Annotated in this window: 8 protein-coding genes and 1 rRNA gene; 2 read left to right on the top strand and 7 right to left on the bottom strand. The window is 59.8% G+C overall.

What is annotated here, in order from left to right; translation table 11 throughout:
• Together rrf and ACR0AC_RS16330 are read left to right on the top strand one after the other, a co-directional pair.
• Window positions 1–77 (top strand): 5S ribosomal RNA (gene rrf, locus ACR0AC_RS16335); the annotation flags it as partial.
• Window positions 78–548: 471 nt separating this feature from the next.
• Complete coding sequence (locus tag ACR0AC_RS16330; RefSeq protein WP_170521998.1) at window positions 549–1,061, top strand: hypothetical protein; 513 nt, start codon at window positions 549–551, stop codon at window positions 1,059–1,061.
• A 24-nt stretch (window positions 1,062–1,085) separates the two neighbouring features.
• Here the strand turns inward: ACR0AC_RS16330 and ACR0AC_RS16325 are convergent, their stop codons facing one another.
• The 7 genes from ACR0AC_RS16325 to ACR0AC_RS16295 form a co-directional block, all read right to left on the bottom strand.
• Window positions 1,086–1,763, bottom strand: a complete 678-nt coding sequence (locus ACR0AC_RS16325) for a GntR family transcriptional regulator (protein ID WP_170522000.1) — start codon at window positions 1,761–1,763, stop codon at window positions 1,086–1,088.
• A gap of 45 nt (window positions 1,764–1,808) precedes the next feature.
• On the bottom strand, window positions 1,809–2,834 hold the full coding sequence (locus ACR0AC_RS16320) for a trans-3-hydroxy-L-proline dehydratase (RefSeq protein ID WP_170522003.1): 1,026 nt from the start codon (window positions 2,832–2,834) through the stop codon (window positions 1,809–1,811).
• 15 nt (window positions 2,835–2,849) lie between these two features.
• On the bottom strand, window positions 2,850–4,100 hold the full coding sequence (locus tag ACR0AC_RS16315; RefSeq protein ID WP_480874819.1) for an NAD(P)/FAD-dependent oxidoreductase: 1,251 nt from the start codon (window positions 4,098–4,100) through the stop codon (window positions 2,850–2,852).
• A 23-nt stretch (window positions 4,101–4,123) separates the two neighbouring features.
• Window positions 4,124–5,056 carry a 4-hydroxyproline epimerase gene (locus ACR0AC_RS16310; RefSeq protein ID WP_480874817.1) on the bottom strand — a complete coding sequence of 311 codons (933 nt, stop codon included), beginning with the start codon at window positions 5,054–5,056 and terminating at the stop codon, window positions 4,124–4,126.
• Window positions 5,047–6,006: a dihydrodipicolinate synthase family protein gene (locus ACR0AC_RS16305; protein WP_170453261.1), complete on the bottom strand. Its 960-nt coding sequence runs from the start codon at window positions 6,004–6,006 to the stop codon at window positions 5,047–5,049. The genes ACR0AC_RS16310 and ACR0AC_RS16305 overlap by 10 nt, the downstream gene beginning before the upstream one ends.
• 130 nt (window positions 6,007–6,136) lie before the next feature.
• Window positions 6,137–7,255: an acetoin utilization protein AcuC gene (locus ACR0AC_RS16300; protein ID WP_480781418.1), complete on the bottom strand. Its 1,119-nt coding sequence runs from the start codon at window positions 7,253–7,255 to the stop codon at window positions 6,137–6,139.
• A 69-nt stretch (window positions 7,256–7,324) separates the two neighbouring features.
• Window positions 7,325–8,023 carry a GntR family transcriptional regulator gene (locus ACR0AC_RS16295; RefSeq protein WP_170624190.1) on the bottom strand — a complete coding sequence of 233 codons (699 nt, stop codon included), beginning with the start codon at window positions 8,021–8,023 and terminating at the stop codon, window positions 7,325–7,327.
• Window positions 8,024–8,141 lie beyond the last annotated feature (118 nt).

Here is an 8,141-nt window from a genome sequence, read left to right as displayed (position 1 = left end):
ACCGAACCCGGAAGTTAAGCACTGCCGCGCCAATGGTACTTGGGCTTAAGCCCCGGGAGAGTAGGTCACCGCCAAACCTAGTAAAAGCCCAACTTCTCTCGAATACGATCAAAAATCCCTCAGCAGTAAAACCGAATGCCAATGAAGGCTGTGTTGTTCCGGCGCACCCGCGCTTTCCAAGGAACGCTCGGTTCCATATCGACACGCATTGCATTCGACAAATCAGCGTTGTTCGCGGAATATTGCACGCGTAACCGAAGCAAACTGAAAGTCGTGTTTTGAAGGTCGTGATCCATCAGGGGTTTCACAAAACAGGCACCAGAACCCTGCAAACGATGTTGTTCAGGAACCGGTCCCTGTTGGAGGATCGACTGAACGTTCTAATCCCCCGCGATCTAAAGGGAGCAGGGTTTTCTGCGCGGCGCTATTCCCTTGTTCAAAAGGACCAAGTCCTCAGGAAATTCCGCCAAAAGGTTCGGCATGCTCTTGAGCCTTTCGACGGGCGGACAGACACACCTCTGCTTATCAGCAGCGAGGAGTTTGCCGGGATGATTCCGGGGCGCAAGGATGTGTGGTCCTATTCTCAGACTCACGTTCTGGCAGAAACTCTGGTCGATGAAATCGACCGGTTTTCAGATGGTACTGCGCGTATCACCCTGTTCTTCACGACCAGAAATGCCAGCGACTGGGTGCGCAGTGTCTATTGGCAGAACATCCGCGCGGACAGGATTCAGCAAGACCTTGTGGAATATAGCGAGCGTCTGCGACAAGCTGCGGATCTTGACGGCGTGGTGAACCGGGTAGAGGAGGCTGTATCACCCCGTGCGGACGTCGTGCGCCTCAACGTGTCCGGGCTTGATGATCGCCTTTTTCCCGTGACCAAGGCGCTGTCGATGCTGAATGTCAGGTCCGATGATCTGTTACCCGTCAACAACCTGAATGTTCAGCCTGATGGAGCGGCAGAGTATTTTCTGGAACTGAACCGATCAACCATGACCGACGAAGACGTGGCGGCGGCAAAGCGCGCCTATCTGGACAGTTTGAAGGCCGCAAGGCGGTAATCCGCAAACCGTGTGTCTGAAAGGTCAGAGGGAACGCTTCCGCTTTAAAGCAATGAGTTCCAGAATTTGATCCCTGGTTCGCTGAATATGGGTTTTCAACAGCTCACAAGCCGCCTCCACGTCGCCGGACCGGGCCATAGACAGAAGCTGGTGATGCTCGATTTTTGCGGGTTCCCTTTGCTTCATCACGCTCAAATGCATGCGGACGTAACGGTCCGCTTGCGTGTTGATCCGGTCGAGCATGTCGCGCGTCAATTGCCTGTCGGCGCCTGCATATAGGGCCGAGTGGTATTGGTGGTTCAGAATACCCCATTTGCCGACGTCATTCTGATCGAAGGAGGCGTCCATCCGGTCCAATATCTCGGCGCAGCGCGCGAAATCCATTTGGGTCATATTTGGAATGGAGCGACGGAACAGGTCCACTTCGATCAGGGTGCGCAGGTCGAATATCTCACCAATTTCCGTCAAAGAATGCTTGATGACAGAACCACCGCGATTGGTGGACCATTTCACCAGCCCCTCGGCGTTCAGCCGTTTCAGGGCCTCGCGGATGGGCATGCGTGAAACGTCGTATTCTTCGGCCAAAGCCTCTTGCCGGATGGTTTCACCCTCGGCCAGTTCGCCGTTCAGAATGCGTTCCCGCAGGTCATCCGTGATGATGTCCGGCAGGCTTTTCTTGGTGATTGCGCGGGTCCCCGGCATGTCAGGTCCTTTATTGATTAGTGTTGGTGGCAATCGACAGCATCGTCACGCGCCCCACGTATCTGACAGTCGATAGCCGCCCGGCCACGGGTCATCGGGGTCGAGCATGTGTTGGTGAACTCCGGTGATCCAGCCGCGCCCGCTGATCTCGGGGAGAACTGCGTTGCGCCCTGCAACCTTGGTGGTGCCAAGTATTCTGCCGGTAAAGCGCGACCCGATGATGGATTGCGCGTCGAATGTCTGGCCCGGTTTCATCTGACCTTTCGCCAGCATCAGGGCCATGCGGGCCGAGACTGCTGTGCCTGTGGGGGACCGGTCGATCTTGCCCGGTTGGATGGCGACGGCGGATTTTCCCGCCAAACCGGCTTCCGTTTCGCTTAACGGGCCACAGAAGGCGCAAAAGGATATATGGGTCCAATCCGGGTTGTCAGGATGGCTGAACCCAAGCTGTTCATTGGCTGCGTTGGTGATCCTGACGCCCAATTGGGCAAGCGTCTTGGCTTCGCTTTCGATGATCTCAAATCCAAGATCCTGCGCGTCAACGACGACAAAACTGTCACCGCCATAGGCTGTATCGACGGTTATCGTGCCAACACCCGGAACATCGAGCGAAACTGCGATCTGATCGGCAAAGCTGGGCAGGTTCTGCACGAAGATGCGCTGTGCTTTCCCATCCCGGCATTCCGCCCGGACCTGCACCAGACCACCTGGCGCTTCGAGCGTCAGGTGGGTTTCCGGTTCCTGCATCGGCAGGATACCCGAATCCAGCAAAACCGTTGCCACGCAGATCGAGTTCGATCCGGACATGGGGGGCGTGTCCTCGGGCTCCATGATGATAAAGGCGGCATCGGCGTCGGGGTGTTTCGGGGGCACCAGCAGGTTCACGTGACGAAACACTCCGCCACGCGGTTCGTTCAGGACAAAATTCCTGAGCGTCTGATCCTGCGCGATGAATGTGCGTTGGTCCCAAAGGGTTTCTCCGGGCGGTGGTGCGACGCCTCCGACAATGACGTCGCCAACCTCACCCTCGGCATGGGCAGAGATCACATGGATCGTTTTTGTGCTGCGCATCAAGGGCCTCCGGGGTCAGAACCGCGTTGCAGAAAAGGGGGACAGGTCGATTGCGGGTTTGGCATCCATCACCAGATCCGCCACAAGCTCGGCCGTTCCGGCGGATTGGGTCAGCCCGAGATGGCCATGGCCAAACGCATAGTGAATGCGCGGGGCCTTGGGCGCGCGGTCGATGACCGGCAGGCTGTCCGGCAATGAGGGGCGGAACCCCATCCATTGCGTGCCGCCACTGATATCGAGGTCGGGCAGGAACTGGCCAGCTTTTGCCAACAGGGTGTCGGCCCGCTTGAAATTCGGTTTCAGGGACAATCCGCCCAGCTCGACCGCACCGCCCACGCGCACGCCGCCATTTATGCGCGTCGCCACAAACCCATGGGCGCTGAAGGTCAGATGCGTGCGCAGATCGAAGGCACCCTGCGGCAGGGTCGTGTTATAACCCCGCTCGGTTTCCAGCGGGATTATGTCCCCCAGCTGCCGGGCCAGAATATGAGACCACGCGCCTGCCGAGATCACCAGATGTCGGGCGTGAACTTGCCCCGATGGGGTTTCCAGAACGACCCGTTCCCCTTGCTGCGTCACGGATGACACGGGCTGCACATCAATTCGCGCGCCGCGTGCCTGAAACTGCGCGGCGAGATGTTCGGTCCAGGCTTTCGGGTCGTTTGTGTTCATCCAATGCGGCGTGAACCCGGCATGGGTGAAGCGGCGGTTCAGACCGGGTTGTATCTCGGCAATTGCCTCGGGGCTGTGGAGCAGATCGAAATCCACCCCATGATCGCGCCGCAGGGTCCAGGCCGATTGACTGGCGCGGAATTGCGCGACCCCTTCATAAAGTTGCAACTGACCGTCGCGCTGTATCATGGCTTCGCCATCGACCTCGGCAATTTGGCGTTCGGTTGCCAGGCGGCAATGCTTCATCAAATCCCCCTGCGCCGCAAGCGAGGCGCGATAGCGATCCTTCCAGCTGGACCGCCAAAATCGCAGCATCCAAGGCGCAATCTGCGGCGCGTACAATGGGGGCACCGAAAGCGGCCCAAGGGGATCGAGCAGCCATTTTGGTGCCTCGTGCATGATGCCGGGCTTGGCCAAGGGTTCGATCTCGGCAAAGGCGAAGGCCCCGGCATTGCCTTGCGACGCCCCGGCAGCGACTCCTTCACGGTCCAGCACAAGAACATCCCGCCCGCGCCGTTGCAGTTCCAGCGCTATGCTGATGCCGATGATCCCGGCTCCGACGATGACGATGTCATTTGGGTCTTCAGGCTGCATTTGTGCTGTCCGTTTCAGGCGTTTCAGATCGGAATACCCTGTTTGAAGGGGTCATTTTCGGCGAAGACGAGCGTGCTGTCTGCCATGATATGGGCCTGCCCGGTCAGAGTGGGGATGACGCCGCCATTTGGGCCGGGCTGATAGGACAGGCGGTAGGGGCTGCCGATGACGCTGTGCTGCACAATCTCGGCACCGGGGGCCAGCAGGCCATCGGCGGCTAGGCAGGCCAGACGCGCGGAACTGCCGGTGCCACAGGGCGAACGGTCATAGTTGTCATCCGGGCATAGAACGAAGTTCCGGCTGTGAACGCCGGGCGTAGCTGCGGCATCCTGAAAGATGACATGATCCACGGGCTCTCCGCCCTCACCGCCCACGGATTGCGCGATGCAGGCCTCGCGAATGGCGATCGTCATATCTGTCAGCGCGCGGATATTTTCGGGGGCGACGGGGATCGGGCTTGGGTCGACGATGAAGAACCAATTGCCGCCATAGGCGACATCGCCGGTGACTGGTCCGTATTGGGCGGTCTCCACGGTGACCGATTTGCGCACCCTACGGCTTTCGACATTGGTCACGCTCACGGTGTTGGCATCGTGGAGGTCGATTGTAATGACGCCCGCAGGGGTCTCGATCTTGCTTGTGCCGGGTGTGATCCGGCCCAGATGGGCCAGAGTGACGCCCAGCCCGATGGTGCCGTGCCCGCACATGCCCAACACCGCGTCTGCATCGAAATAGATGACGCCGGTGACACAGGCGGGATCGACCGGCGGTACCAGAAGGGCCGCAACCATGCCGGGCTGTCCCCGCGGTTCCAGCAGGACGGATTTGTAAAACGCCTCATGCTCGGTCGCCAGCCGCTGCGCGCGCTCGGCCAGCGGACCGGTGCCCAGATCCGGCGCGTTGTCGAGGATCACCCGCGTGGGCATCCCGCCGGTATGGCTGTCGATCACATGCATTCAGCGATAACCCCGCCCTGCTTTGACCAATCGGCGAACCAGTTGCGGAACAGGTCATATTGCTGTTCGCAATAGTTTCGCTGTGCGTCCGTCAGCGCGTCAGTTTCATTGAAATGCAGGCGGTATTCCTCTTCACCGTTTAACACCAACAGGTGCTTGTAATAGAGCACCAGATCGGTGCCCTCATCAAAGCTGGCCAGAACGCCAAATGCCTCTTCCAACTCACGCGCGCGCATCCGGGCTTCGGCATGACCTTCGGCGGCTTTCTGAGCCAGGGCCGCCAGCAGCAACGCCTCTTTCGGCAGGGCGGTACCGATGCCGGTGATGGCCCCGGTCGCACCGCAGTTGACGAAACCATGATAGACCTCGGTATCGACGCCCACCATCAGGGTCACCTGATCGTCTTGTGAGGTGATGTGCTCGGCGGCATAGCGCAGATCGTCCTTGCCTCCGAACTCTTTGAACCCGACGAGGTTGGGGTGTTCGGCGCGTAGGGCAAAGAACAGATCAGCCTTGGTGGCAAAACCGTAGACCGGGCTGTTGTAGATGATCGCGGGCACATCCGGCGCGGCGCTGAGGATCGCCTTGAAGTGGTTTTTCTGCGCAGCCATGGAGGACCCCCGCGACAGCACACGCGGGATCACCATCAGGCCAACGGCCCCCACTTTCTGCGCGTGGGCGGCGTGGGCAACCGCGGATTTCGAATTGATCGCGCCGGTGCCCACAACAACCGGGATATCGGCAGAGGCCAGCCGTTCGACCCCTTCCATACGCTCGGCATCGGTCAGCAGGGGCCAATCGCCCATCGAGCCGCAATAGACCACGGCGGACATGCCTGCCGAGATCATCTCTTTCCCCTTGCGCACAAGGGCGTCGTAGTCGGGTGTCCGGTCCGCTGTGCAGGGGGTCATCAGGGCGGGCATGGTGCCCGAGAAGATGGATTTGGTCATCGCAGGGTATCTTTCAATGGCGGTGGGTCAGTTGGATTCCCGGCATTCATACTGGATATTGGATCCAGAATCTAGAAATCTGTTGTTTTCCTGCGAAAGGCCCAAGGGGTTTGGGCAAATGGCCGCCGACTTACACCCAAGCCCGCAAACGACTTGCCAGAAAATCGACCCTTTCTCGGACGGTATCCGAGATCACTCCGTTGCGCGGTGCGTCTTGCAAGGTCGTAAGCCATTCTGCCTTGGGGACCTGCTTGCGTGTCCTGCCGCGAAAGCTGAGCTGACGCAGCACGGCCTGGGCTGCGTCAGGCAGATGATCGGGTATGTCGTGCCCGGCCAGAATGCCCCATACACCTGTCCAAAGGCGGCCGACGGTCCACGGGTTGTAGCCGCCTCCGCCCAGCACCAACAGGCGTGGTGCCAGCCCGGTAAGGCCGCGCAGAACATCCCAATGGGCGTTGTTGGACAGCGACAGATGCGCCAGCGGGTCATCCTCGACCGCGTCCGCGCCGCATTGCAGGATGATCGCATCGGGGCGGAACGCGGCAACAGCAGGCAGGATCAACCGGGCGCGCACCAGTGCCATTTCGTCATCATGGAAGCCGCGCGGCACGGGAAGATTCAGGGCGTTGCCGCCTGCGTCATCCTCCAACTTGCCGGTCTTGGGCCACAGGTTCTGTTCGTGGACCGAGATCATCAGGCAATCGGGATCGCCGCCAAAGCCGACCTCGACCCCATCGGGATGATGTGCGTCGATATCGACATAGGCCAGCCGCCGCACCCCATGCGCGCGCAGGCTGAGCATCGCAAGCACCGGGTCGTTGAGATAGCAGAACCCATTGGCCCGATCCGGCATCCCGTGATGGGTTCCACCCGCGGGATTGTAGATCACGCCACCGTTTGCCAACAGTTCGCCAGCCAGGATCGAGCCTCCGGCGGCTGTGGCAGGACGGCGGAACATCTCGGTGAATATCGGGTTCGAGATTGTCCCGATGTTGAACCGGGTTTTTTGGTCCGGGGTGACGGCTTGCAGATGCTCAGCCTGTTGCAGGGCCTCGATATAGTCCGGGTCATGCCACGCCGTAAGCGCCCAGGGTTTAGCCCGGGGCGAGCGGATATACTGCGCGTCCGGCAACCAGCCCAGGGCACGCGACAGGTCCATGACGGTCGAGACCCGAGGGATCCTGAGCGGATGCCATGTGCCATAAGTTGAGTGGCGATAGATTTCCGAGCCGATGAAACGCGCTGTCATGACGGCGTAGTTAGCGCGGCGGGTCTCCTCGAAAAGGCTATCGGGTTATCGCCACAACACCCCACGCGATCAGAAATCCGGCACGTAGAGTTGGGAATAGGCGACCCGCACCAGTTCGACCGTTTGTTCACTGCGCCGCTCGATATGGCCGCGCAGGGCAGACACCGCCCGATCCACGTCGCGCGCCTTTACCGCATCCAGAATAATCCGATGCGCCGACATCGAGGTCTGGTCCGTCTCGGCGTTCTCGCGCCGGTCCCGCAGCAGCCGCAGGTTGACGATGCGGACATAGCGGATGCGCTCATTGACGTTGTGCAGCAGCTTCAGCAACTCTTGGTTGCCGGAAAGCGCTGCCAGCTTGATGTGGAACTCTTCATCCATGCGCAGAAGCTCATCCAGATCGTGGCAGACGGAATAGGATTTTTCGACCTCGTCCAGATAGGCAATGACCGCGTCGATCTGCTGATCCTCGGCCCCGCCGATGGTGCGCAGCAGCGCCTCGGTCTCAAGCGCGCAGCGCAGTTGGTACAGTTCCAGCACTTTCTCTGGTGTCAGCGGGCGGCAGAAAAACCCCTTGCCCAGCGAAAAGGTCAGGAACCCTTCGGCCACCAGCCTGTTGAGCGCCTCGCGCAAGGGCGTCCGGCTGATGTCCAGCCGCTTGGTCAGCGACGTTTCGTTCAGCCGTTCACCCGGCTTGAACTCGAAGTTGACTGCCATCCGGCGCAGGGCCTGGTAGGCGCGTTCGACATTGCCTTCGGATTTGGACATGGATCTCCTGCCATTCGGTTGGACGTCTTTTACCAAAGACTGCCCCATAATAAACATTAGACTTCACAGAAATCTACAATCCTGTATACAGATCGGCATATCGCCTATTTCAAGCGAT

This window comes from Ruegeria sp. H7, assembly GCF_056532945.1.
This window is presented reverse-complemented; position numbering and strand designations above follow the sequence as displayed.